Below are 25,715 nucleotides of genomic sequence, written 5' to 3'. Positions count from 1 at the left end.
GACAACACTTTTTCAGGCTGTTCGAAGCTCCAGTCAGTCTCCATACCGCGCTCTGTGGAAAGCATCTGTGAATCAGCGTTTAGAAACTGCACTAAGTTCACCGAACTCGTCATTCCGAACAGTGTCAAGGAAATCGGAGCCGGAGCGTTCTCCGGTTGCACCGGTATGGTAAGTCTCGAACTGTCCAACTTACTGACAACCATAGCTGACAACACTTTTTCAGGCTGTTCGAAGCTCCAGTCAGTCTCCATACCGCGCTCTGTGGAAAGCATCTGTGAATCAGCCTTTATGTCTTGCCCGGCTCTTTCATCGCTGACACTGCCGGCATATCTCACGTCAATAGGCAACTCAGCGTTTCAGGGCTGCACCTCTCTTGGTGATGTGGTCTTCCCCGACAGACTTTCCAGCCTTGGAGACAGAGCGTTCGAGGGTTGCAGCAATCTGACAACTCCATCTACATTTCCGTCACTTCGCACAATCGGAACCGGGAGCTTCAAAAATTGCACTTCGCTCACCTCAATCGCCCTGCCGGATGCCATCAAGGCAATCCCCGATGAGTTTTTTGACAATTGCCTGAGCCTGACATCCTTCAGACTGCCATCGCAGCTTGAATCTGTGGGCAACAGAGCTTTCTTCAACTGCTCATCACTTCCATCACTCGAATTTCCGGCAACCGTTTCGCGGATAGGCTCCAATGCATTTAACGGCTGCCGTACCATGTCTCAGCTCTATCTGACAAACCAGGCTCTTACAATCAATGAATCAGCCTTTGCCAACTGCGGCGGCCTGAAATATGTGGAACTCTCCGGCGGCCTGCAGACCATACCGCTGGAATGTTTCAGAAACGGCAGTGGGATAGAAACCATAGTCCTGGGAGAAAAGGTAGAGAGATTAGAGCCTTTGTGTTTTGACGGATGCAATAATGTGACTCTGATCAGATCGCTCAACCCAACGCCGCCGTCAGCCTCGACCAACAGTTTCTCAGAAGCCGCTTATGCCAACGCCACACTCAAAGTTCCGGCCGCGGGCAGTGGTGACTATTCAAACGCAGCTGTGTGGAAGTATTTTGACAAAAATTCACCGATCTATCCCTCAATCGAATACATCACTGTCAACCCGTCGGCATTATCCGGCAAAAACGGACAGCATGGCTTCCTTTCAATCAACACCTATCCCTCGCAGGCCAAATACACAGCTCCCAGATGGACAAGTTCAGACCCCGACATCATCTCTATCACAGATGCCGGAGAATATACCATCGGAGCAAAAACCGGCGAGGCGACGGTTACAGCTACTGTCACTGACCTTGAAAACGGCAGGACTTTCTCAGGAGAGTGTAAAGTCACCGTCACGCCGACACAGGCCACACAGCTGACTCTTGACCGGACAAGCCTGAGCCTATGTGAATATCAGACCTACACCCTGTCGGCCACGGTTATGCCTGAAACAACCACCGAACCCATCACCTGGAGTTCGTCAGACCCTTCGATTGTAAGCGTAAGCGAAAACGGCACCGTCCGGGCGCTCAATATCGGCCAGGCTGTCATCACTGCAAGATGCGGCGACCTTAGCGCCACCTGCACGGTAAGCGTCTCCGGCTCCCTAAGCCTTGACCGCCAAGAGGTCATACTCTCAATGTCCGAAACCGCAACCCTGACGTTAACCATACTGAACGAGGAGCTTGCAGACAAAAACATTGTGTGGATATCATCAAATGAAAATGTAGCCACTGTAAAGGACGGCCTCATCACTCCGCACTCTGTAGGCGAATGTGAGATCACAGCTACAGTCGGAACCACCGGTGTTTCCTGCCACGTGATTGTCAGCGGCATGGAGATCACTCCGGCCGGACCGCTTACAATGAGGATAACGGAAACTCTGCAGCTCTCGGCCAAGACCTATCCTGAGAGCGCTGTCACATGGTCAGCCGGTGATCCCGCAATCCTCACCGTGGATGAAAACGGACTGGTGACTGCACTGGCAGCCGGCAACACCTGGGTCAAGGCCACAGACGGATATGGCAAAGAAGTATCGGTCGAGATAAACATACTCCCCGAACCGGTCGCGTCTATAACTCCTGAAAAGGCCTCTTTGGAAATACTTGTCGGTGAAACCGTTAAAGCAAATGTTGTAGTCAAACCTGAATATGCCACAGAAAAAAGGCTGGATTGGACAAGTCTGAATCCGGAAGTCGCTTCAGTTGATGCCTTCGGCAATATAACGGCTCTGAAAGAAGGGACTGCCGAAATCCGGATCGCAACCATTGACGGCTCCGGCATCAGCACTTCCATCATGGTTTCGGTCATCTCACGCCAGATAATCTGGGACCAGACATTCCGGTGCGAGGCAGGTGAGAAAGTAGCCCTCACCGCTTATTATAACGATGGAAATAACAGCAATATACAATACCGCTGCGTCCAGCCTGACGGAGGATTCTGCAATGTCCCGATAACCCAGGAGGGTGACAAATGGTATGCCACATTCCAGGATGCAGGACCTTGCATGATAGAGGCTTACTGGCCGGACACTAATTCAGGGTCGATCCGCAAGAACTTCAATGTGGTCTCTGAACATGACGGACTTATGTATATCGACGGTCTGTATTACAGATATACCGATAAAAACCGAAATGCCTTGATGGTGGTTCCCGGATATGAGGTATATGCCGGTGATTACACTGTTCCGGCTTCTGCAAACGGTATGCCGGTCACCGAGATCGGACGACAGGCGTTCTATTCATGCAAGTCGCTCGGCTCTGTGACAATAAAGAACGGCATCACAAAAATTGGCTACGAGGCCTTCGGCAACAGTACACTGACAAGCATCCATATTCCGGCATCTGTGACGGTATTTGACGACTATGTTTTCAATGCCTTACGTGGTCGTCTGACTGACATATATCTCTATGGCATGACTCCGATTGCAGCCGACGGCACCACGTTCAACGCGACAACAGTATATAAAAGTTGTGTGCTGCATGTTCCGGCAGGCACTCTGGCGGCATATCGTCAGGCCGAGGTATGGAAAGAATTCGCAAATATCACGGATGACATCGTGATCCCGGCCACCGGTCTTGTGCTTGACAAAACAAGCCTGACCTTATATGTGAATAATGAATCCACCCTGAAAGCCACTGTAACTCCTGAGACAACCACTGATATTCTTGTCTGGAGCTCCTCTGACACATCAATTGCGACCGTAAGCAAAAACGGAACCGTCACTGCGCTGAAATCAGGCAAAGCTGTCATCACAGCGACATGCGGCAAAATGTCGGCATCCTGCGCAGTCTCTGTAATCAAAGGGGTCTCACTGAGCATGGAAAATGCTAACCTCACCCTCTCAGGCACAGCAGAACTGACAGTGACCATACATGACAGCCAGCTTGCAGGCAAAAATATTGTGTGGACATCATCAAATGAAAATGTAGCCACTGTAAAAGACGGCATCGTCACTCCACGCACTTTCGGAGAATGCGATATCACAGCTACAGTCGGAACCACCAGCGTTTCATGTCATGTAACTGTCAGCGGTATGCAGATCACTCCGTCCGGGCCGTTTACAATGAAGATAACGGAAACCCTGCAGCTCTCGGTCATCGCCTATCCCGTGAGCACCATCACATGGGCTGCCGGTGATCCGGCAATCATCTCTGTGGATGAAAACGGACTGGTGACTGCTCTGGCAGCCGGCAAGACCTCGGTCAAGGCCACAGACGGATATGGCAAAGAATCATCGGTCGAGATAAACATACTCCCCGAACCGGTAGCCTCTATAACTCCTGAAAAGTCTTCTTTGGAAATGCATGTAGGTGAGACGGCCAATGTAAATGTGGTCATCAAACCTGAGTATGCCACTGAAAAGACGCTGAAATGGACAAGTCTGAATCCGGAAGTCGCTTCCGTCGATGCCTATGGCAATATAACGGCACTGAAAGAAGGAACTGCCGAAATTCAGGTCGAAGCTGTTGACGGCTCCGGCGTCAGCACTTCCATCATGGTGTCAGTCATCCTGCGCCAGATAATATGGGACCAGACATTCCGCTGCGAGGTAGGAGAGAAAATCCTGCTTGCCGCTTATTCCGAAAATAACGATAATGGCAATATACTATACCGCTGCGTCCAGCCTGACGGAGGATTCCGCAATGTTCCTATAACCAAAGAAGGAGACAGCTGGTATGCCACCTTCCCTGAAGCAGGACCTTGCATCATTGAGGCTTACTGGGCGGACACTGACTCTGGCTCGGTCCGCAAGAATTTCAATGTGGTCACCGAGCATGACGGACTTATGTATATTGACGGGCTGTATTACAGATATACCGACACAAATCAGAACGCCCTGACGGTAGTTTACGGATATGAGGTATATACCGGTGACTACACTGTTCCGGCTTCTGCAAACGGTCTGCCGGTCACTGAGATCGGACGACAGGCGTTCTATTCATGCAAGTCGCTCGGCTCTGTGACAATAGAGAACGGTATCAAAAAATTTGGCTATGAGGCCTTCGGCAACTGTTCGCTGACAAGCATCCATATTCCGGCATCTGTGACGGTATTAAACAACTATGTTTTCAATGACTTATGTGGTCATCTGGCTGACATATATCTCTATAGAAAGACTCCGATTGCAGCCGACGGCACCACATTTAATGTGACATATGTATATAACAGTTGTGTGCTGCATGTTCCGGCAGGCACTCTGGCGGCATACCGTCAGGCCGAAGTATGGAAAGAGTTCGCTAACATAGTAGACGATCTAATGATCCCGACCACCGGTCTTGTGCTTGACAGAACAAGCCTGACCTTGTATGAGAATCATGAATCCACACTGAATGCCTATGTAACACCTGCGATAATTACTGACATCGTTGCCTGGAGTTCCTCTGACACTTCAATAGCGGCCATAAGCGAAAACGGAACCGTCACTGCGCTGAAACCCGGCACAGCTGTCATCACGGCAACATGCGGTAACCTGACGGCATCCTGCTCAGTCACTGTGCTCAAAGGAATCTCACTGGATATTGAAGATATCAGTCTCAAGCTCAAAGACACAGCGAAACTGACAGTGACTATACATGACAGCCGGCTTGCAGGAAAAAATATTGTATGGACATCGTCAAATCAATATGTAGCCACTGTAAAGGACGGCCTCATCACTCCGCGCTATGTAGGCGAATGTGATATAACAGCCACAATCGGAACTACCAGTGCTTCCTGTCACGTGCACGTAATCGGCATAAATATCAATCCGGCCGGACCATTTACAATGAGAATAAATGAAACCAAGCAACTCTCGGCTTCGACATACCCTGAGAGCGTTATCACATGGACTGTCGGTGATCCGACAATCCTCTCCGTTTATGAAAACGGAATGGTGATTGCCCTGGCAACCGGCAAGACCTGGGTCAAAGCCACAAACGAATCTGGCAACGAAGCATCGGTCGAGATAAGCATACTCCCCGAACCGGTAGCCTCTATAACTCCTGAGAAGACTTCTTTGAAAATGCATGTAGGTGAGACGACCAATGTAAACGTTGTCATCAAGCCTGAGTATGCCACTGAAAAGACGCTGAAATGGACAAGTCTGAATCCGGAAGTCGCTTCAGTTGATGCCTTCGGTAATATAACGGCTCTGAAAAAAGGAACTGCCGAAATTCTGATTGAATCTACCGATGGCTCCGGCATCAGCACTTCAATCATGGTGTCAGTCATCCCACGCCCGATAATATGGGACCAGACATTCCGCTGCGAGGTAGGAGAGAAAGTCCTGCTTGCCGCTTATTCCGAGGATAACGGCAACATATTATTCCGCTGTGTCCAGCCTGACGGAGGATTCCGCAATGTTCCTATAACCAAAGAAGGAGACAGCTGGTATGCAACCTTCCCCGAAGCAGGTCCTTGCATCATTGAGGCTTACTGGCCGGACACTAATTCAGGCTCGGTCCGCAAGAAATTCAATGTGGTCTCTGAACATGACGGGCTTATGTATATCGACGGTCTGTATTACAGATATACAGATAAAAACCGGAACGCCCTGTTGGTGGTTCCCGGATATGAGGTATATGCCGGTGATTACACTGTTCCGGCTTCTGTAAACGGTCTGCCGGTCACTGAAATCGGAGACTGGGCATTTTATTCATGCAAGTCGCTCGGCTCTGTGACAATACAGAACGGCATCACAAAAATTGGAACCCAGGCCTTTGGCAACAGTACACTGACAAGCATCCACATTCCGGCATCAGTGACGGTATTAGACGACCATGTCTTCAATGCCTTACGTGGTCATCTGACCGACATATATCTCTACGGCATGACTCCGATTGCAGCCAACGGCACCACGTTCAACGCGACAACAGTATATAAAAGTTGTGTGCTGCATGTTCCGGCAGGCACTCTGGCGGCATATCGTCAGGCCGAAGTATGGAAAGAGTTCGCCAATATTGTTGATGACCTTGAACCGACATCCGCAATCACAGACGTTCAGGATGACTACATCGGCAGGGGCGATATCTATAACATCAGGGGTATCCTTATAAAACGAAATGCTGACAGTGATGATATCCGGCGTCTGAATCCCGGAATCTATATCATCAACGGCAAGAAGATCATGATTAAATGATAGTCACTGCCGTAACTCCACCCGGTTAAGGGCTTGCTCTTGACCGCAGACAAAAGCCACAAAAAATATTGCTTTTTTCAGGCGAAAATTATACGCCTCACACAGATAGCAATATTTCTTGTGGCTTTTGCTTTGTCTGAAATCTGTTTTCAAGTACGGTTCTCATAAATTTAAACCCAAAGACTCTCTTAGGCCGGGATTCATTGCGGTTTATCGGGGGAAATTTACGAACTTTGCAGTGAGGCGAGGTGTGTGGCTGTCACACACTGATTTCAAGCGCCTTTCTGTAAAAATCATGAAATCCCGTTTTTCGACCAAAACAATGAAGGATCTGGCGGCTCAGGCCGGCCGGGGTCCGATATTCATACATCTCTCTGACGATGACGTGACCTTTGTCAACTGCGGTGACCACAGACTGCTCAGTGTTCTCGCCGAGACCGGTGCGGCAATGGTGTATTCCGACTTCCTTACACCTGCCGACGGCGGCGGCAATCCTGTGCCCCATCGGCTGATCGACTGCCAGTTCGGGGCCATCCGCGATGACTTCGACTTCGGCCGGGTCGTGGCTGTGGCCCCCGCCATGATGCGCCGTGCGGTGGAGGATATGACCGACGATTTTGAGGCTGCCGGCTGGTATGACCTGCGCCTGCGCCTCTCGCGTCTCGGCAGGATTGTGCACATCCCGGAGACTCTCTACATGGCTTCGCCCAAGGCTTCAGTCTGCGCCGACGAGGGCGAGGAGCAGTTCCGCTACGTGGACCCGCGCAACCGCAGTTCGCAGATAGAGATGGAAAAAGCCGCCACGGCCCATCTCAAGGCGCTTGGCGCTCTGGTGACACCCGCCGGAATCACGCGCCCGGACCTCGATGAAGGCTCCTTCCCGACAGAGGCTTCGGTGATCATCCCCGTGCGCAACCGCCACCGCACCATAGCCGATGCCGTCAGGAGCGCTCTGGCTCAGCAGACATCATTTCCGTTCAACGTCATTGTGATAGACAACCGCAGCACCGATGGCACATCAGAGATTCTTGCCGAAATCGCGGCCTCAGACCCGCGTCTTAAGATCATAAGCACTGCCCCGGCTCCCGCGCCGGCTCCGGGCATAGGCGGATGCTGGAACCTCGGCATCAACAGCCCCGACTGCGGACGCTTCGCCGTGCAGCTTGACAGCGACGACATCTACAGCCGCCCCGACACTCTTGAAATGATCGTCGGCAAGTTCCGCGAGACCGGTGCGGCAATGGTCATCGGCTCTTATATGCTCACCGACTTTGAGGGCAATACGCTGCCCCCCGGACTGATAGACCATGCGGAATGGACCGATGACAACGGCCCCAACAACGCCCTGCGCATCAACGGTCTCGGCGCGCCGAGGGCATTCTTCACCCCCGTGGCCCGCGAGATAGGATTTCCGGATGTCAGCTACGGCGAAGACTACTCGATGGGGCTTGCCGTCAGCCGCCGCTACCCGATAGGGCGCATCTATGAACCTCTCTATTCATGCCGCCGCTGGGAAGGCAACTCCGACCATGCCCTCAGCCCTGAGCGCATCAACGCCAACAACACCTACAAGGACCGGGTGCGCACCCTCGAACTCATCTCACGCCAGAAGCTCAACCATGAATCCTGAAAGTTTCTTCCGGTCTGAACTTGCGGCGTGGCCTCTGGCTGCTGAAAACTTCCGCAATCTTGAAAAGGCATCGGCCCAAGCCGTAAGCCTGACTGACAGCGAGCCGTGGAGAATCCGCAAGCTGCTTGTCAGCCACCGGCGCGCCTCCATCACAGCCAAGACAGACCCGCAGAGCATAGCCGCGCGCCCCTGCTTCCTCTGCGAGGCCAACCGCCCCTCGGAACAGAGCGCCATCACCGGCCACGGCTTTCAGACTCTTGTCAACCCCTATCCCCTCGCCCGGCGGCACTACACCATAGCCTCCGAGCGCCATGAACCGCAGCGCATCAGCGGACGCCTGCAGGAGATGGCCCGGCTCACGCGTGAATTCCGCGACCTATGCGTCTTCTACAACGGTCCGCTCTGCGGAGCCTCCGCGCCTGACCATCTGCACTTCCAGGCAATCTCTACGGAGGTTGCCGCCGGTCTGACCGATCCGGGACTGCCACTGGAGACGATTGACTCGTCAGACGGCTGCAAGCTGCTGCGCAGCGTCAGCGACGCGGTCCCCTATCCCTTCTTCATCATTGATTCCACAGACACAGCCGCCCTCGCCCGCTGCGCCTCCCGTCTGCTCGACTCGCTGCCGCAGGCTGAGCCTGAACCGATGGTCAACGTGGCTATGGTGATGCTACCCGACGGCAGACTCCGCACATTCATAGCCCCGCGCCGCCGCCACCGTCCGGCCATCTACGGATCAGGACCTGGCCAGATGCTCATAAGCCCCGCCACGATCGAAATGCTCGGCACCATAGTCTGCTCACGCCCTGAAGACTTCGAGCGGCTCGATCTTGCCACCGCCACCGCCATTCTGAGCGAAGTCGGCCTCGACGAACAGCAATTCGCCGCCACAATTCACCGCTACCAACAACTCAACACCCCACAGCAATAATGCCCCAGGAACCACGTGTCAGAGTCGGTATCCTCTCAGCCCCGACCATAAGTTTCACCCTCACCGGTCTCTATTCCACGCCCTCAGGCGAGATGGTCACCGGCCGTCAGGAAGTCAGCCTCAGCGAATCAGGCCTCGCCGTCAGCTGGAACGGGCGCGTCTGTCAGTCGCTCGAATTTGAGCCCACCTCCTATGAAGGTGACAGTTTCGAACTCGAAGGAGTGACCATCGGAGTAGATTTCCATTGGGAGCGCAAAGAAAACCAGCGCTTCCGCGGAGCCTTGCGCGTGATTGTTGAAAACGGCAGGCTAACGGCCGTCAACGAGGTCAATGTCGAAGACTATCTTGTCAGCGTCATCTCAAGCGAAATGAGCTCCACCTCCTCGCTGGAACTGCTCAGGGCCCATGCCGTCATCTCGCGCGGATGGGTGCTGTCAATGATGTCAAGGGGCAAGGAGCCCATCCCTCCGGCCGACCGCCGCCCCGATGTCAGAGCCCTGAATCCGGGTCCCTCGCTCATCAGATACTGGGACCGCGAAGACCATCTCAATTTCGATGTCTGCGCCGATGACCACTGCCAGCGCTATCAGGGCATCAGCCGCGTCTCTACCCCGGTGGCCGCCGGAGCCGTAGCCGACACCCGCGGAATGGTCCTGACCTTCGAAGGTGAGCTCTGCGACACACGCTTCTCCAAATGCTGCGGCGGAGTCTTTGAAGTCTTCGAGACATGCTGGGACGACACTCCACGCCCCTACCTCCAGCCCCGGCGCGACGGCGTGGACCCGACTGACTACCCCGACCTGACGGTGGAAGAAAACGCCGTCAGCTGGATACTCGGCAAGCCGGAAGCCTTCTGCAACACCACCGACCGGCGAGTGCTCTCGCAGGTGCTCAACGGCTATGACCGCGAGACTCCCGATTTCTACCGCTGGACAGAAACACTGCCGCAGGAAAAAATCGCCCGCCTCGTGGCCGACCGTCTCGGCGAAGATCTCGGCCGCATACTGAGCCTGACGCCACTGACCCGCGGCACCTCCGGACGCATCCGTGAACTGAAAATCACCGGCACAAAGGGAGAGCGCATCATAGGCAAGGAGCTGATGATACGCCGCACACTCTCTGACAGCCACCTCTACAGCTCGGCCTTCGTAGTCGAACCTCTGGCTCCGGATGCCGACGGCACCCCCTCAGGCTTCACACTCCACGGAGCCGGCTGGGGCCACGGCGCAGGCCTGTGTCAGATCGGAGCCGCCATCATGGGCGAACGCGGCTATGGCTACTCCGAAATCCTCGCCCGCTACTACCCCGGCTCAACCCTCACCAAACTATATTGAACAAGTGTTTAACAACACTTTGCTTATAAGATTTAACATTTGCTCTTCTGCATATGCCACGTTAATTTTACCTTTTAACCGACCAAACCATGAAAATAATCGTCACATGCTTTTTTGCCGTTGCTGCGGCCGCTGTCGCTTCAGCGGCCTTGCCTGAGGTATGGCCCGCCGCCGGAGCGGAGGTCTCGCCTGACACACGCCTCACCATCTGTTTCCCCTCTACGCCGACCCTCGGCACCTCCGGGGTAATACGTATCTTCGATGCCGCGACAGATGCTCAAGTTGACTCGCTTGACCTCTCGATACCTGCCGGCCCGACTGAAAAGACCAAACTCCCTAAGGCTCCATACACACTTGAACCTTACAACTATCACACCCCGCGCCTGACCAACGCCACCTGTGAGCCTGGCACGCCGTCAGGCACAGCCGCACGTGACACTTCGCGCTATCAGCTGACAATAATAGGCGGATTCACTGACGGATTCCACTTCTACCCCGTGATGCTATCCGGCAACACCGCAGAGATATATCCTCACCACAACCTGCTCGAATACGGACGCGAGTACTATGTCACCGTCCCCTCCTCGGCCTTCACCCTCGCCAAGGGAAAGTTCAAAGGTATAAGCAAGAAAGACGGATGGAAATTCAGGACACGACCCGAAGCACCCGCCAAGGAACGGCGGCAGCTGACCGTGGCCCGCGACGGTTCAGGCGACTTCCTCACCCTCCAGGGAGCCCTCGACCATGTGCCGGACTTCAGCACCGAACCGTGGAAGATATTCATTAAGAACGGCGACTATGAGGAGCTGGTCTACTTCCGCAACAAGACCAACCTCACCATCGAGGGGGAGAGCCGCGAGGGAGTCTATGTCCACTATCCCAACAATGAGGTGTTCAATCCCCACCCTGCCGATGTCAGCACCAACGAGTGGCTCGGCACTTTCCCCTCACGCCGCGCCGCATTTGCCGCAGACCACTGCACAGACCTCACACTCAGGAATTTCACCGTGGCCACCACTGTCACAGGTCAGGCCGAGGGCCTTCTGCTCAACGGCAACCGTATATATCTCGAAGATATGACCATCAGCGGTTCCGGCGACGCGCTGCAGTCCAACGGCCCGGCATACTTCAGAAACTGCCGGCTCGAAGGTCATGGCGACACCGTGCTCGGCCGCGGTCCGGCATACTTCAAAGACTGCACCATAGTCACCTACGGCCCGTTTGCCTACATCCGCAACGGCTCTTCATGCCACGGCGACGTTTTTGTGGACTGCACGATGATAGGCAAGGGCGACAGAGCAGTCTTTGCCCGTACCAACGGCACATATCCCAACGCCGAGTTTGTGCTCATAGACTGCCGTATCGACGGCATCCGGCCTGAGGGATGGAGCGGCCTTGAGAAAGAGGGCAACACCTACGTGCGCTATTGGGAGGCCGGATCGGTCAACCTCTCAGACGGCAAACCCGCCGACACCTCACGCCGCGCCCCCGGCTCGCGTGTGCTCGACCCCGTGAAATACAAGGCTCTCATAGACCTCTACCGCAACCCCGCATGGGTGCTCGACGGATGGGACCCACAGAAAAAGTGAGGGCTTCAATCAGGCATCCGATGAACGTTCCCTGAAGATTCCAAATGAAGATTCCCGATGGATTTTAAGATTTTATCACTCTGAATATTTCGATCTTACAGGCGAAAAGGCTATATTTGTGATTTAAAACCATTCGCTTGAGCGTAAGGCGGTGTTTTTTCACACGTGGATCAGACATTTTGTCCGTATCCCGACAACATCTTTTCATCCGAATCATATCTTTTTCAACCAAATCATATTTTTTCACATCTAAATCATGAAACTTAAAAGTCTTTCAGCCTACGCGGTGGGTCTGGCTCTGGCTCTCGGCCAGATGACAAGCGCCACTGCCCAGACCACTGACTACTCTTCCTACTACAAGAATCTACCGATCAAGCAGCCGCAGGTTACAGCACCCGTGATCCCCGCCTATGAAGTCAAGATCACTGATTTCGGCGGCGTCAACGACGGTGTGACCCTCAACACCGAAGCCTTCGCCAAGGCTATGGCCCATCTCGCATCAAAAGGAGGCGGACGTCTCATTGTGCCGGAAGGAATCTGGTACACCGGCCCGATCAACTTTGAAAGCAACGTCGAATTGCACCTCGATCGCGGCGCCCTGGTGCTTTTCAGCGAAAATCTCGCCGACTATCCTGTGGTAGCCTCTGACTGGGAAGGTCTCACAACTCACCGCGCCGCCTCTCCCCTCTCTGCCCGCGACAAGCATGACATCGCGATCACCGGCGACGGCACCTTCAACGGCAACGGTCAGAAATGGCGTCCGGTGAAGAAGGGCAAAATGACCGACAACCAGTGGAAAGCCCTCCAGAAGAGCGGCTGCATCAACGCCAAGGGTGACGTCTGGTTCCCCAACGAGCGCATCCGCGAAGTCTATGAGAACAAAGAACTCCAGGCCAAGGTCCACCACGGCGACAAAGAGACCGTTGACTACGCCCACGACTTCCTGCGTCCGGTGCTCCTGTCATTCATCAACTGCAAGAACGTGCTCCTCAAAGACGCGACTTTCGAGAACTCGCCTGCATGGAACATCCATCCGCTGCTCTGCGAAAACCTCATTGTCGACAATCTCAATGTCCGGAACCCCTGGTATGCACAGAACGGCGACGGCATCGACATCGAGTCGTGCAACAAGGTTCTGGTCATCAACAGCCGCTTCGATGTTGGCGACGACGCCATCTGCATCAAGTCAGGCAAGGACAAGGACGGACGTGAGCGCGGCATCCCCTGCCGTGACGTAGTGATCGAAGGCTGCACTGTCTATCACGGCCACGGCGGCTTCGTGATCGGCTCTGAGATGTCAGGCGGCTGCAAGGACATCGTGATCCGCAACAGCGTCTTCATCGGCACTGACGTCGGCCTGCGCTTCAAATCGACCCGCGGACGCGGCGGAGTCGTTGAAAACATCTATGTCGACAACATCAAGATGACCGACATCGCCGGCGAAGCCCTGATCTTCGACATGTACTACGGCATCAAGCCCGGCGCACCCGTGCCCCCTGTCACCGAAGAGACTCCATCGTTCCGCAACATCTACATCAAGGACGTGACCTGCCGCTCGGCCAAACGCGCCGCCCTCTTCAACGGTCTGCCTGAAATGCCGATGAAAAATGTGGTCATCACCGACTCCCGCTTCCGTGCCGACGCCGGTTTCATGCTCAACCATGTCGACGGCCTGACTCTTAAGAATGTCACTGTCGATGTGCCCGGCGAAAAGATCACTGAAGGTGAAGGCGTCAAAAACGTAAATCTGAAAAAGTGATAAAACAACATAACTTGAGTCGGAATCCGTGGACATGGATTCCGACTCTCTATTTTGCACAAGGTCTGCCCTACGTAGCCGTAATGACCATTTCGGTCATCATGTACAAGCGTCTGGGCATCTCCAACACCGACATCGCCCTCTACACCGGCTGGCTCTATCTCCCCTGGGTCATCAAACCCTTCTGGAGCCCGTTTGTCGACATCATCAGCACCAAACGGCGCTGGACTCTGACCATGCAATGGCTCATCGCCGCGGCTTTCGCAGGCATAGCCTTCGCGCTGCCCACCCCGCTGTGGTTCTCGCTGACACTGGCCGTCTTCTGGCTCGTCGGCTTCACTTCGGCCACTCATGACATCGCCGCCGACGGCTACTACATGCTTGCCCTCAGCGAGCACCAGCAGTCGCTCTACGTCGGCATCCGCTCCACGTTCTACCGCGTGGCAACCGTTGTCGGCCAGGGGCTGCTTGTCATCGTGGCAGGCGCTCTGGAAAGCACCACAGGCGACATTCCCCTGTCCTGGGCCATCGTTTTCGCCATCCTCTCGCTGCTGTTCCTCAGCTTCGCGCTCTACCACTCCTGGGCCATGCCTAAAGTCGAACGGCGTGCCGGGGCCCTGCGGTCGGCTCCGGAGGTCTGGAGAGAGTTTGTCGATGTATTTGCCGAATTTTTCCGGAAAAAGCAGGTGTGGGTGGCCATTGTCTTCATGCTGCTCTACCGTCTGCCCGAAGCACAGCTCGTCAAGCTCATCAACCCCTTCCTTCTGGACCCAAAAGAAGCCGGAGGACTCGGCCTGAGCACAGCTCAGGTCGGAGTGGTCTACGGAACAATCGGCATCATCGGCCTGACCATAGGCGGGATTGCAGGCGGCATCGTGGCCGCGCGCAGAGGTCTCAAATTCTGGCTGCGCCCGATGGCCTGGAGCATGTCGCTGACCTGCCTGACCTTCGTCTATCTGAGTTTTGCTTCTGACCCGTCACTCCCGGTCATCAACATCTGCGTGTTCATCGAGCAGTTCGGCTATGGCTTCGGATTCACGGCCTACATGCTCTATCTGATCTACTTTTCAGAGGGACGTCACCGCACGGCCCATTACAGCATCTGCACCGGCTTCATGGCCCTCGGCATGATGCTCCCCGGCATGGCCGCCGGATGGATCCAGGAGACTGTCGGCTATCAGAACTTCTTCCTGTGGACCATGATCTGCTGCCTGGCCACAATCGGAGTCACCTATCTGATCAGGATCGACCCCTCGTTCGGACAGAAGAAATAAGGACAATCCCACCCAAGACTCCGGGTGACTCCGCTTTGCACCCGACGCAAAAAACGGACACCACAGATTGCAATAATGCAACTCTGCGGTGTCCGCCTTCTTTATGCCTATATCTTTATTCTTTCAAAGGCGAGGCTCTGATCAGCCGATCTTGATGCCTGAGAAGCCCATGAAAGCCATTGCGAGGAGACCGGCGCAAATCATTGCGATGGGCACACCGCGCATTGCCTTGGGAACTCCGGTCCAGGCCAGCTGCTCGCGGATGCCGGCGAAGATGGCGATGGCCATTGTGAAACCGACAGCGGTAGCGAAGGCGTAGACGAGGCTCTCGCCGAGGTTCATGCCTTTCTGAACAACCGTGATGGCCACACCGAGCACGGCGCAGTTGGTGGTGATCAGCGGCAGGAAGACACCAAGAGCGCTGTAAAGCACCGGGGCGATCTTCTTGAGGATGATCTCAAGCATCTGCACGAGGGCGGCGATCACAAGAATGAAGACGATCGTCTGCATGAAGCCAAGGCCGAAGGGTGTGAGCACGAGATCCTGAAGCGCCCAGGTGATAGCCGTGGCGAGAATCATCACGAAGGTCACAGCCGCACCCATGCCGACCGCACTCGAAAGCTTGCGCGATACACCTATGAACGGGCAGATACCGAGAAACTGGGCAAATACGATGTTGTTGACAAAGATTGCCGTTATTATGATGGAAATGTATTCGAGCATTTGATTATACGATTATGAGAGGATGAGACTGGGTTAACACTTGGCGGATCTGAGCTTGGTGAAGAGGGCGATGAGCAGGCCGAGGGCGATGAACGCACCGGGGGCGAGCACAAACACCAGCGAGCCGAACTGTTCGGGATAGACGGTAAGATCGAATACCTTGCCGGTGCCGAGCAATTCGCGCACAGCGCCGAGAATGGTGAGCGCTACCGTGAAGCCCAGGCCGATGCCGATACCGTCCAGACAGCTGTCAAACACTCCGTGGCGCGAAGCGAAGGCCTCGGCACGACCGAGCACGATACAGTTGACCACGATCAGAGGGATGAAGATGCCGAGAGTGGCGTAGAGCGAAGGAACATAGGCTTCCATCACGAGCTGAAGCACCGACACGAAGGCGGCGATCACAACGATGTAGGCCGGAATGCGGACCTTTGAGGGGACGAAATTCTTGATCAGTGAGATCACGACATTCGAGCAGATGAGCACTGCCATTGTGGCGAGGCCCATGCTCATACCGTTGAGAGCACTGCCGGTGGTACCGAGTGTGGGACACATACCCAGCATCAGCACGAATGTCGGGTTTTCGGCGATGATACCGTTGAAAAGTATTTTAAGTTTATCGTTCATGGCTTGGGAGATGTGAGATTAGTTGCCGGCGGCAAACTGCTGTGACGCGCTGTTGGCAAGAGTGAGGGCGCGAAGGAAGGCGCGCGACGAGATTGTAGCGGCTGTGATGGCGTCCACATCGCCTCCGTCTTTGCTGACGGTGAGGTTTGAGGTGGATGCGTTCAGGCCGATGATGCTGTGGGCGGGATTGCAGAACCATTCGCCCATCTTCGAACCGAGGCCGGGGGTCTCGGCATGCTGCATGACGGCATAGCCTGTGATGTCGCCGTCGGGACGGAAGCCATACATCACTGTGATGTTGCCTGAGAAGCCGTTAGAGTCATGGCTTTCAACAGCCAGACCCACCAGCTCGCCGTCCTGACGTGCGGGGAACACTGTGACGGTCTCGCCGTCGACGGTCACCTCTGCGGCCTCTTCGGCAGGATTGTTGTTGAACTGTATGTCAGGAAGAACTTCACCGATGGCATTTTTCTGTTTCTCGGCCTTGGCCTGTTCGATAGGCTCCTTGGTGGCGGAGTAGACACCGGCGAGCGCGCCGGCTGCGACTACTGTGATGACGCCCAGCGAGAGCACCATGTTTACGAGTGTCGATTTCATGCGGCTACCCTCCCTTCTCCGAACTTACGGGGTTTGAGATAACGGTTGATCAGCGGAGTGACACCGTTCATGATCAGGATTGCGAAAGACACGCCTTCGGGATAGGCACCCCACTGGCGGATGATGACTGTGATCAGACCGATCATGATGCCGTAGACAATCATGCCTGAATGGCTCATTGGCGAGGTGACATAGTCGGTCGCCATGAAGATCGCGCCGAGCATCAGACCGCCGGTGACGAGCTGCACTCCGGGGTTGGCACCGATGCAGAGCGAGAAGAGGGCCACTGTGGCGAGGATCGACACGGGAATGTGCCAGGAGATTGTGCGTGTGCAGAGCAGGTAGACGAAGCCGATCAGCAGGGCGATGGCACCCATCTCACCCATAGAGCCGCCGGTGAAACCGAGGGCGTGGGTCAGGATGTCGACGTCAGCGCCTGAGATCTGGTCCATTTTGAGCTGGCCGAGGGTTGTGGCGCCTGTTGTGGCATCGAGGTAGGCCATGCGGTTTTCCATAGGCAGAGGCCAGGTGGTCATCTGCACGGGGAAAGAGAGCAGGAGGAATACACGGCCGACAAGGGCGGGGTTGAAGATGTTGCAACCCAGACCGCCGAAAGTCATCTTGCCGATGCCGATGGCGATGACGCAGCCGATCAGCACGGTCCATATCGGGAGATTTGACGGGAGGTTGAGAGCGAGCAGGAGGCCTGTGAGCACTGCCGAGAGGTTGCCGAGAGTCGGTTTCTGACCAAGCATGAAACGCGAGATGAGATATTCGACTACGACGCATCCGACGATAGATGTGGCTATCACTATGGCTGCTCCAAGACCGAAGCAGTAGAGCGCGAGGGCCACGGCGGGCAGCAGGGCCACGATGACGTTAAGCATCAGCCTGCGGACGGTCACCGGCGTCTGCGCGTGCGGGGACGGGGAAATGGTGATAAGTTGGCTCATTAAGTTTTGTAATTGGTATTAGTGGTGCAAAATTAATAATTTTTCAGTAAATGAGCAAAATGAAATTTCGGGAGGAGGATGATGAAATGAAATGCCGCGCTAAAGCACGGCCTCCTGAACAATGATTTTAAGCCTCGGCTGCCTGAACAATTTTTTCACACATGTATGTTAAAAAACGCCGCCTCGGTCACCTGAACAAATTTTTCCTACATATATAAAATAAAGAAAGGTTACCGGAGGAAATGGAGGCGTGGCGATTCGGAAGGGTAATGAAAAAGGCTTCCCGGCCTTTTGAGTGGTCGGGAAGCCTGATATCGGAGACTGGCCTGGATGCCGTGCGCCTGCCGGGGCAGCGCTTGCGGCTCAGCCGTCGGGTCGTCTAATTAGTACCAGCGGGGGTCACCTACGCGGTTCTGATAGATTTCAGAAGCCTGTACCTTAGCGTCAGAGCTGCGGACTTTGAGAGCTTCAAAGATGTTGTCAGGAGCAGCGTGGTCTTCTCTGTGAGGTTTAGCCTTGTTGAAGTCGGTGTGCTTCGGATTCGGGTTCTGGAAGAATTCATCGGCACGCAGAGGAGTGGCACCTGTCTTGACAATGAGATCTTCAGGATTGTTTGACACAAGACCGGGAGTCCAGTCCCACTTGTCGCCGATCGAGTTCTTCTTGGCCGAGAATGCGGCGCTGGTGAAGATACCGTCATTCTTCATGTGGGCGTCACGGCTACCGAGTGAATAGTTGCCGCTGATGTCCCAGGTCACACGACCGTCGCCGGAGATTGTACGGAAGTCACAAGCAGACTGGTTGAGGTCACGCTTGTCGTTCGGATCTGACGCGAGAACAATGAGGTTGTTCTTGAACGCGATGCGCGAATCATTCGGCATGAAGCGGAATTCGAAGAGCAGACGGCCTGACGAACGGGTCGAGAAGTTGATGAACGTACAGTTTTCAACCGTAATGTTGAAGTGGATGTCGCTGCCCCAGAGGAGGTCCTTGTTGTTGTCCGAGAGGAGGGCGTGGCGCGGTGAGTCATAGAATGTACAACGGCGCATCTGGAAATCATTGTAGAGGTTTGACTTCGGATGGTTGCCGTCGCCTGCGAACCATGAGTAGCCACGACCGTTGTTGTCATAGTAGCCCTGGTTGTAGAAGAGACAGTCTTCTATGAGAATCTTCTTGAAGAACTTATAGCGCGGACCCTGGACGCGGAAGAAGCCGCGGATGAAGCCCTGGAATGTACAGTTCTTGAGCTGGAATGACTCGAAGGTCACGGCGAGACCGCCGGAGTACATGTTGACGAAGTAGTTGCCGGTAGCGCTGCCGTCGCCGAAGTTGCGGGCGAGCGGACACTGGAAGTCGATGCCTTCGAAGATCACATCACCGATTTCGATAGGAGCGTCAACGTCACCGGTTTCTTTGTTCTTACCGAGTACCCAGTTGCCGGTCACGGGGTTACCGCCCTTGAGAGAGATACCGCCGAGATAAACAACGGCACGCTTGCCTTCCTGGAGGTCATCGGGATGAGTGGCGAGAGTGAAGCCCTTCTGTACGAGGGGGTTGCCTACGGTGTAGTAGTTGTGGCCGCCACGGAGGTAGAATACCTGACCTTCGGCAAGTTCGTTAGAGTTGACGAAGTTGGTGATGATAGTATCTATGCGGGTAGCATTGTATTCAACAGCTCCGGGGATAGTGTCATTGGGATCTACAATAGGCTCGATGACGATCGGAGCGGCGGGATCACCCTTGGTGCGGACGAACATCGGGTTGAAGTTGGCGTCTACGTCAGAGGTAACCATCTGGCCTGACATGTTCTCATAAGTGATGAGCTTGTCATCGTTGCGGAGATAGATGTAGTAGCCTGAGTTTTCAGACAGACCGGTCAGACGGATTTCTCCGGCTTCCTTTTCAGCATCGGTCAGGACGTGCACACCGTTGACAAATCCGTCGGGCATCTTGGCTTCAGGATTGAAGGGTGCAGGCTTGACTACGATCGACGAAACAACGAAATTGTTGTTTGCATCAACCGGGAAACGGGTTGTGATGCAGTCGGGGTTCGGGCTGCCGTCTTCAAGATTTTCGAGCAGGTCAGACTTGTCATAGTCATTTGCGTCATAAGCAAGCTTGTAGAGGACAGTGACTGCTGTGTAGTCCTTGTCTTTCTGGCTGCATATAGCAGGACGGGTATAGCTTTTGTCAGTGGAGATACCAAGATAGTCCTCCCATTCGCGGCCTCCGCCGAGACCATACCATTCAGAGTGATGGGCCTCACCCTTGGGAGAGAGCACTCGGATGATGAAACGGTAGTCACTGCCGTAGTTAAGATTGTTGATCACACATGAGGTCTGTTCGGGACCGACAATAAACGATTCGACAATCTTGTCAGGATTGCTCCAGTCTTCCATGAGACCGGTAGTCAGGTTTTCCGCATAGCGGATCTCATAGCCGGCAGCACCGCTGACACCATACCAGTGGAGCTGGATCGAGTTGCGGGTACCGGGGACCAGCTTCGAGGCATAATCATCATTTTCCGGCTTGACATTCGTTGTGTTCTCGCTGCGGAACATCGTTCTGGGCAGACGATCCAGATCGGAAGGCGAATATACCGAATCATCATCCTTACAGGATGTCATGCCTGCGGCAATACACAGTGTAAGGGCATATATGAGTTTTTTCATTTTCTGTTTAGTTATTCAGGTTAAGAGTTCTTGTAACCGTACTTGTTTTCATATCGACCATGCGAACGATCGATGACAGACTGAGGAATAGGAAGAATGTAACGTATAACCGGAAGATTGGTGCGGTTGGGGAATGTGGCGAGGTCACGGGTATCCATGCTCCAGGTTCCGTTGTTATTGATCATGATCATACCGTCAGAACCGTTCTCATCGCCACCTTCAACGATCATATAGATGTAGCCGCGGAGTGAGTTGCGGAGTTCGTTACGGATCTGACCTTCTTTTGACCATTCGATGATGTCCTGGCGCACATTGGCAAGACCCATATTGTTCACTTCTGTCGAAGACATTGATTTGTACGGGTTGAGGATGCGGCAGACTTTAACCTCCTGGTTGGGGAAGAAGTTCTTTTCATAGATCGGTTTTTCGATGCCGTTGTCAGTCATCATATTGTCCACGTTGCGGATATTGTAGATGGTGAAAGGCACCTTGTCATAGGCTTCGTCATTGCCGTCAAAGTCATAGGCAGCGACAGGCGAAAGATATGAAGAAGTGGTTTCCGAAGATTCTGCGAGAGCGATGTAGCGGTAGAATGTCCAGTAGACGGTCTCCGAGAGGAGGTCGTGACGGACAAGGTCGCGCCAACGCATGTTTTCGCCTGCGAACTCAAACTTGCGTTCGTCAAGGATAGCCTTGCGGAAATCTTCTTCCGAAGTGCGGCTTGCGATGTAGGGTTCTACAAGTTCGGGGTTGTTGGGGAATGCACGCTTGCGGACCTTGGCAAGAGCTTCGACAGCCTTGGCGCCGTTAGGACCTGCCACACCGTGTTCGGTCTCGTTGACAGCTTCAGCATACATGAGAAGAACATCGGCATAACGCATGAAGGGGAAGTTGATACCGGTGTTGTCAGTAGTCTGGTTTCCGAGACCTCCGGACACCCAGAGTTTCGACCATTTGCCGTTTGAAACAGTGTAGTTGTTGTCAAACATGGCTTCGCCGGCGGGAGCGTCATACTTGGTGAGCTGGTTGACATAGTCGCGGCGCACGTCGTTTTCGTTGAACATGTAGCGGTACACACCGTTGAGGCGTACATCGGATTTGGCTTCGCCGTAGGCGTGGGGAGTCTCGCTCTGATAAGAGTCGAGTTTCACACCGTGAGAGTAGCCGACCTTACCGTTAGCGGTCTTTGCGAAAGGAATCTCCCAGATGATGTCGTCGCCGGTGGCGCGGAGGAAGTTACATTCGTCATAGAACACCTGATAGAAGGGCTTCGAAAGATCGTGTTTCTGCGATTCGATAACTTTCGCGGCATATTCCTTGGCGATTTCATAATATTCGGTGTAACGGGTACCGTTCATACGCTCCATCTTGCCATAGGTCTCGCCGTCGGGACGGAGGGTATAGCCGGCAGCGGTCTGAGCGATGCGGGCGATCATTGACCAGGCCATTTCCTTTGAGATGCGTTCAACTCCGTCAGAGAGTTCGTCGGCAAACTTCATGTCCTCTGAAATTCCTTTCAGGTCTTTGATGAGTTCGTCGAGGATCTCGGCGCGGTCTTTGATGGGATAGATCTTGTCTTCAGCTGTGCGCGAAGAGTTGAAAGAGAAAGGAACGTCACCGAACATCCAGATGAGATCGTGGTAAACAATGGCGCGTGCCACTTTGGCCTCGCCGATCATCTGGAGGATTTCAGGATCATATTCATCTTCACCGGTCTTGTAGAGATCCGATGATTCGGCGCCTTCAACGAAGAGGTTGGTCAGCTCGATGGTGGCATACTGCTGTTTCCATGTGTTGCTGATGCCGCTGCCCATCGGATTACCGTCGTAACGATACCAGTTCGAACCGGTCAGAGTACGGCCTGAGTTGGTCTTGAAGTCCACGTCAGTGTTCATGACGTAGGTCGAGAAGATTTTGTCGCCATAGGTGTCGGCGCTCAACATGGCTTTGTATATGCCGTTGAGGGCATTGTTCATCTCGGTCTTGTCAGAAAAGACGTAGCCTAACTCATTCTGAGAGGGAGCATCCACATCCAGATAGTCTGAGCAGGATGCCAGGGCCACAGCCGAGAGACTTGCTATGATTATATTGCGAAATTTCATTGTGTATATTCCGTAATTGGTATTATGATTTTATTAGAAGGTCAGATTAAGACCGAATACGTAGCTGCGTGAACGCGGGTAGCGGTTCATGTCGTAAGAGGGAGTCAGACCGCTCTGCACGTCAACTTCGGGGTCATAGCCTGAGTAGCTGGTGATGATGAAGGGGTTGGTGACAGAAGCGTAGAAACGACACTTAGACATGCCGGCCTTGGAGATGATGTTGGCCGGGAGGCTGTAACCGACAGTGATGTCGTTGCAGCGGAGGAACGAACCGTCTTCAACGAAGCGTGAGATTGTGTATTCCTTGGTAACGTCAGCAGGGTTCCACTCGGTGCGGTTGCGGTTGACATATTCATATCTTTCATAACCCCAGAGTTCCTTGCGCTCTGTTCCGTCAGGAGAGATGATGGGCACACCTGAACCTTCGAAGTTAGGCCATGTGGCCTGTGAGTTGCCGAGCATGTGCTCCCAACGATATTCGGTGTCGGTGTAAGTCCAGCGGTTGTTCTTGTTGAAGGATGCAAGAACGTTCTTGAAGTTGTTCTTGTTGTCCATTGAAGATGACAGACGATAGGCAGTAGCGTTGTAGACGTCGAAGTCAAGGAAGAATGTGAAGTTGGCTGTGAAGTCGAAGTTCTTCCACTGGCCGTTCAGACCGAAACCACCCTGGAGTTTGGGAGTTGTGCGGCCGATAACCACCTTGTCATTCTGGTCAATGATACCGTCGCCGTTGATGTCCTTGAACTTGGGCTTACCGGGCTGGGTCTGTGCGCCCTGGTCGTTGGAGTTATACATACCGTCCATGAGCACTGTTCCGGAAACGAGCTTGCCGTTTTCGTCGAACACCTGGGGAATGGGATCGTAGGCCTGCTTGGCTGAATTGTAAGTGAATTCGTCAAAGCCGTAAAGACCGTCGTAGACATAACCGTAGATAAGACCTACTTCACCACCGACTTTGAGACGGTAGTTGTTGCCGGCGTCAGTGTGGGCGCGGCTGTGGCGGAGGTCAAGCACCTGTTCGTCACCGGTGAGCTTGTCGACTTTCATCTTGTTGGCGCCGAGGTTGAAGTTGGCTGAGAGGACATAGTCCTTGCCGCGGAGGATGTCGCCGCTGATCGAGAGTTCGAAACCGCGGTTGGTCACCTGGCCGATGTTCTGGTACTGCTTGCCATAACCGATTGTGGTCAGCACGTCGGCCTCATAGATAAGGTCGGATGTGGTGTTCCAGTAATATTCGGGAGTGATGCGCAGACGGTTGTTGAAGAGCGCGATGTCAAAGGCGAAGTTGCGGGTCAGAGTAGTCTCCCATTTGATATCGGGGTTGGGGAGGTAGTTCGAAGTGTCATAGTAGAGTTCGCCGTCGGGAGTGAGGCTTGACTCGCCGAAGTTGGGGCCGCCTGAAGCATTTGATGTGTAGAGGTAGCGCCACATGTCAGCCTTGATACGGTTGTTACCGGCCTTACCGATGGCCACACGGAACTTGAGTTCGTTGAGCCAGGTGAGATCTTTCATGAATTCCTCGCTTGAGATCACCCATGCACCGGAAACTGAGGGGAAGTAGCCCCACTGGTGGCCGGGAGCGAACATTGTCGAGCCGTCGGCACGGAATGTTGCAGAGAGGAGATACTTGTGGTCATAGTTGTAGCTGAGCTGACCGAAGTATGAAGTGGTGCGGTCGGCAGTGCCCAGAGAGGTAGTCGAAACCCATGCCTTACCGATACCCATGTTGTTCCAGGCCTTGTCGGCTGTGATTTCACGCGGGAAGTAGCGGTTTTTCTGAGTTGATGACTGAGCCTGCTTGTGATAGAGTTCGAAACCTACGAGGGCATAGAAGTTGTTCTTTTCCTTGATGCTCCAGTCGTAAGAAGCGGTTGTGGTCCAGGTGTACTGGTTTACCTGCTTTTTCTCTACCTGGGCGACAGGAAGAGTCTGGTTTTTCTTACCTTCAGAGGTCAGAGGGCCCCAGAAACGGTTGTCATCGCTGAAGGAGAATGTGTAGTTGCCTTCGGTGCGGAGGGTCAGACCGTTGATGGGCTTGTATTCAAGAGCCATCTGATTGGCGATAGAGTAAGAGTGTTTCTTTCTTACGTTGGTCTTGATGTCATTGACAGGGTTGGTGTATTCAAACAGGGCTTCCTGATCGGGGTCGGCTGCGCCGGGAGTCCAGAAGATTTCGCCGAGTTCGCGGATACCGTTGGTCGGACGGTAGCGGAGCACGTCGATGATACCGCCGGTACCTACGTTGTCACCGCCTGCGCCTTCGTCACGACGATATGACACTTTGGGGTTGAACTGGAGGGTAAGGTTCGGGAGGATCTTGGTCTGGAGTTTGGTGTGGATGTTGGTACGGCGTACTCCTGAGCCCATGATGATACCGCGGTCGTCAGACTGGGTAAGTGAGATGTTGTAGCGGGTCTTGTCGTTACCGCCGCCGATCGATACGTTGGTCGAGTAAGAGAAGGGATCGTTGCCCATTACCTCGTCCTGCCAGTCGTGGGTCGGTGCGCTGCGGTAGAGATCAAGGTCACGGATGTTACCGAAGTTGTAGCGGAACAATTTTGCCGAGCTTGAAGATTTCGAACGACCGGTGGCGAAGTCCCACTGATAGTCAACGAAATCGTAAGCGTTCATCAGGTCGAGTTTCTTCGAGATGTGGCTCACAGATCCCTGGGCGTTGAACGATACCTGAGTCTTGCCTTCCTGGGCTGACTTGGTGGTCACGATCACAACACCGTTACCACCCTTGGCACCGTAGATGGCGGTCAGTGAGGCATCCTTGAGGATGTCGATGCTCTGGATATCGCTCGGCGGGATGTCGTTGATGTTGTCAACCTGGAAACCGTCGACAATGTAGAGAGGGTCGTTGGACTGGGTCACTGATGTCGCACCACGCACGCGGATGTTGATGT

Annotated in this window: 14 protein-coding genes; 7 read left to right on the top strand and 7 right to left on the bottom strand. The window is 54.1% G+C overall.

Annotated elements, in window-relative coordinates:
• Positions 1–165: 165 nt before the first annotated feature.
• The 7 genes from K2H17_RS07860 (at position 166) to K2H17_RS07830 (ending at position 15,132) form a co-directional block, all read left to right on the top strand.
• Positions 166–6,615: an Ig-like domain-containing protein gene (locus K2H17_RS07860; RefSeq protein WP_363319933.1), complete on the top strand. Its 6,450-nt coding sequence runs from the start codon at positions 166–168 to the stop codon at positions 6,613–6,615.
• 295 nt (positions 6,616–6,910) lie between these two features.
• The gene (locus K2H17_RS07855; RefSeq protein WP_300133482.1) at positions 6,911–8,245 is read left to right on the top strand and encodes a glycosyltransferase family 2 protein; all 1,335 of its coding nucleotides are present in this window, start codon (positions 6,911–6,913) and stop codon (positions 8,243–8,245) included.
• On the top strand, positions 8,235–9,176 hold the full coding sequence (locus K2H17_RS07850; RefSeq protein WP_300133480.1) for a DUF4922 domain-containing protein: 942 nt from the start codon (positions 8,235–8,237) through the stop codon (positions 9,174–9,176). The genes K2H17_RS07855 and K2H17_RS07850 overlap by 11 nt, the downstream gene beginning before the upstream one ends.
• Complete coding sequence (locus K2H17_RS07845; RefSeq protein ID WP_300133477.1) at positions 9,176–10,510, top strand: SpoIID/LytB domain-containing protein; 1,335 nt, start codon at positions 9,176–9,178, stop codon at positions 10,508–10,510. The genes K2H17_RS07850 and K2H17_RS07845 overlap by 1 nt, the downstream gene beginning before the upstream one ends.
• A gap of 89 nt (positions 10,511–10,599) precedes the next feature.
• The gene (locus tag K2H17_RS07840) at positions 10,600–12,099 is read left to right on the top strand and encodes a pectinesterase family protein (RefSeq protein ID WP_300133474.1); all 1,500 of its coding nucleotides are present in this window, start codon (positions 10,600–10,602) and stop codon (positions 12,097–12,099) included.
• A gap of 256 nt (positions 12,100–12,355) precedes the next feature.
• A complete protein-coding gene (locus tag K2H17_RS07835) occupies positions 12,356–13,858 on the top strand; it encodes a glycoside hydrolase family 28 protein (RefSeq protein ID WP_300133471.1) in 1,503 nt (500 codons plus the stop codon).
• Positions 13,858–15,132: an MFS transporter gene (locus K2H17_RS07830; RefSeq protein WP_300133493.1), complete on the top strand. Its 1,275-nt coding sequence runs from the start codon at positions 13,858–13,860 to the stop codon at positions 15,130–15,132. Before K2H17_RS07835 ends, K2H17_RS07830 begins: the two co-directional genes overlap by 1 nt.
• Positions 15,133–15,273: 141 nt before the next feature.
• Here the strand turns inward: K2H17_RS07830 and K2H17_RS07825 are convergent, their stop codons facing one another.
• The 7 genes from K2H17_RS07825 to K2H17_RS07795 all read right to left on the bottom strand — a co-directional run.
• The gene (locus K2H17_RS07825) at positions 15,274–15,855 is read right to left on the bottom strand and encodes an RnfABCDGE type electron transport complex subunit A (RefSeq protein ID WP_300133468.1); all 582 of its coding nucleotides are present in this window, start codon (positions 15,853–15,855) and stop codon (positions 15,274–15,276) included.
• Between the two features lie 33 nt (positions 15,856–15,888).
• Complete coding sequence (locus K2H17_RS07820; protein ID WP_300133465.1) at positions 15,889–16,482, bottom strand: electron transport complex subunit E; 594 nt, start codon at positions 16,480–16,482, stop codon at positions 15,889–15,891.
• Between the two features lie 18 nt (positions 16,483–16,500).
• On the bottom strand, positions 16,501–17,079 hold the full coding sequence (locus K2H17_RS07815) for an RnfABCDGE type electron transport complex subunit G (protein WP_300133462.1): 579 nt from the start codon (positions 17,077–17,079) through the stop codon (positions 16,501–16,503).
• The gene (locus K2H17_RS07810) at positions 17,076–18,032 is read right to left on the bottom strand and encodes an RnfABCDGE type electron transport complex subunit D (protein WP_300133460.1); all 957 of its coding nucleotides are present in this window, start codon (positions 18,030–18,032) and stop codon (positions 17,076–17,078) included. Before K2H17_RS07810 ends, K2H17_RS07815 begins: the two co-directional genes overlap by 4 nt.
• A gap of 383 nt (positions 18,033–18,415) precedes the next feature.
• Positions 18,416–20,704: a hypothetical protein gene (locus K2H17_RS07805; RefSeq protein WP_300133458.1), complete on the bottom strand. Its 2,289-nt coding sequence runs from the start codon at positions 20,702–20,704 to the stop codon at positions 18,416–18,418.
• Positions 20,705–20,724: 20 nt separating this feature from the next.
• Positions 20,725–22,806, bottom strand: coding sequence for a RagB/SusD family nutrient uptake outer membrane protein (locus tag K2H17_RS07800; protein ID WP_300133455.1), 2,082 nt, complete (start codon positions 22,804–22,806; stop codon positions 20,725–20,727).
• Positions 22,807–22,839: 33 nt separating this feature from the next.
• The coding region (locus K2H17_RS07795; RefSeq protein WP_300133452.1) for a SusC/RagA family TonB-linked outer membrane protein at positions 22,840–25,715 on the bottom strand (2,876 nt) is incomplete at its 5' end.

Origin of the sequence: Duncaniella sp., assembly GCF_029054785.1 — a bacterium.
Lineage (GTDB): Bacteria > Bacteroidota > Bacteroidia > Bacteroidales > Muribaculaceae > Duncaniella.
This window is presented reverse-complemented; position numbering and strand designations above follow the sequence as displayed.

Bases quoted from the DNA above. Each gene is read 5' to 3' on its own strand.
- K2H17_RS07815 (WP_300133462.1), bottom strand. From the start codon at position 17,079: ATGAAATCGACACTCGTAAACATGGTGCTCTCGCTGGGCGTCATCACA.
- K2H17_RS07825 (WP_300133468.1), bottom strand. From the start codon at position 15,855: ATGCTCGAATACATTTCCATCATAATAACGGCAATCTTTGTCAACAAC.
- K2H17_RS07810 (WP_300133460.1), bottom strand. From the start codon at position 18,032: ATGAGCCAACTTATCACCATTTCCCCGTCCCCGCACGCGCAGACGCCG.
- K2H17_RS07800 (WP_300133455.1), bottom strand. From the start codon at position 22,806: ATGAAATTTCGCAATATAATCATAGCAAGTCTCTCGGCTGTGGCCCTG.
- K2H17_RS07860 (WP_363319933.1), top strand. From the start codon at position 166: ATGGTAAGTCTCGAACTGTCCAACTTACTGACAACCATAGCTGACAAC.
- K2H17_RS07855 (WP_300133482.1), top strand. From the start codon at position 6,911: ATGAAATCCCGTTTTTCGACCAAAACAATGAAGGATCTGGCGGCTCAG.
- K2H17_RS07835 (WP_300133471.1), top strand. From the start codon at position 12,356: ATGAAACTTAAAAGTCTTTCAGCCTACGCGGTGGGTCTGGCTCTGGCT.
- K2H17_RS07845 (WP_300133477.1), top strand. From the start codon at position 9,176: ATGCCCCAGGAACCACGTGTCAGAGTCGGTATCCTCTCAGCCCCGACC.
- K2H17_RS07820 (WP_300133465.1), bottom strand. From the start codon at position 16,482: ATGAACGATAAACTTAAAATACTTTTCAACGGTATCATCGCCGAAAAC.
- K2H17_RS07840 (WP_300133474.1), top strand. From the start codon at position 10,600: ATGAAAATAATCGTCACATGCTTTTTTGCCGTTGCTGCGGCCGCTGTC.
- K2H17_RS07805 (WP_300133458.1), bottom strand. From the start codon at position 20,704: ATGAAAAAACTCATATATGCCCTTACACTGTGTATTGCCGCAGGCATG.
- K2H17_RS07850 (WP_300133480.1), top strand. From the start codon at position 8,235: ATGAATCCTGAAAGTTTCTTCCGGTCTGAACTTGCGGCGTGGCCTCTG.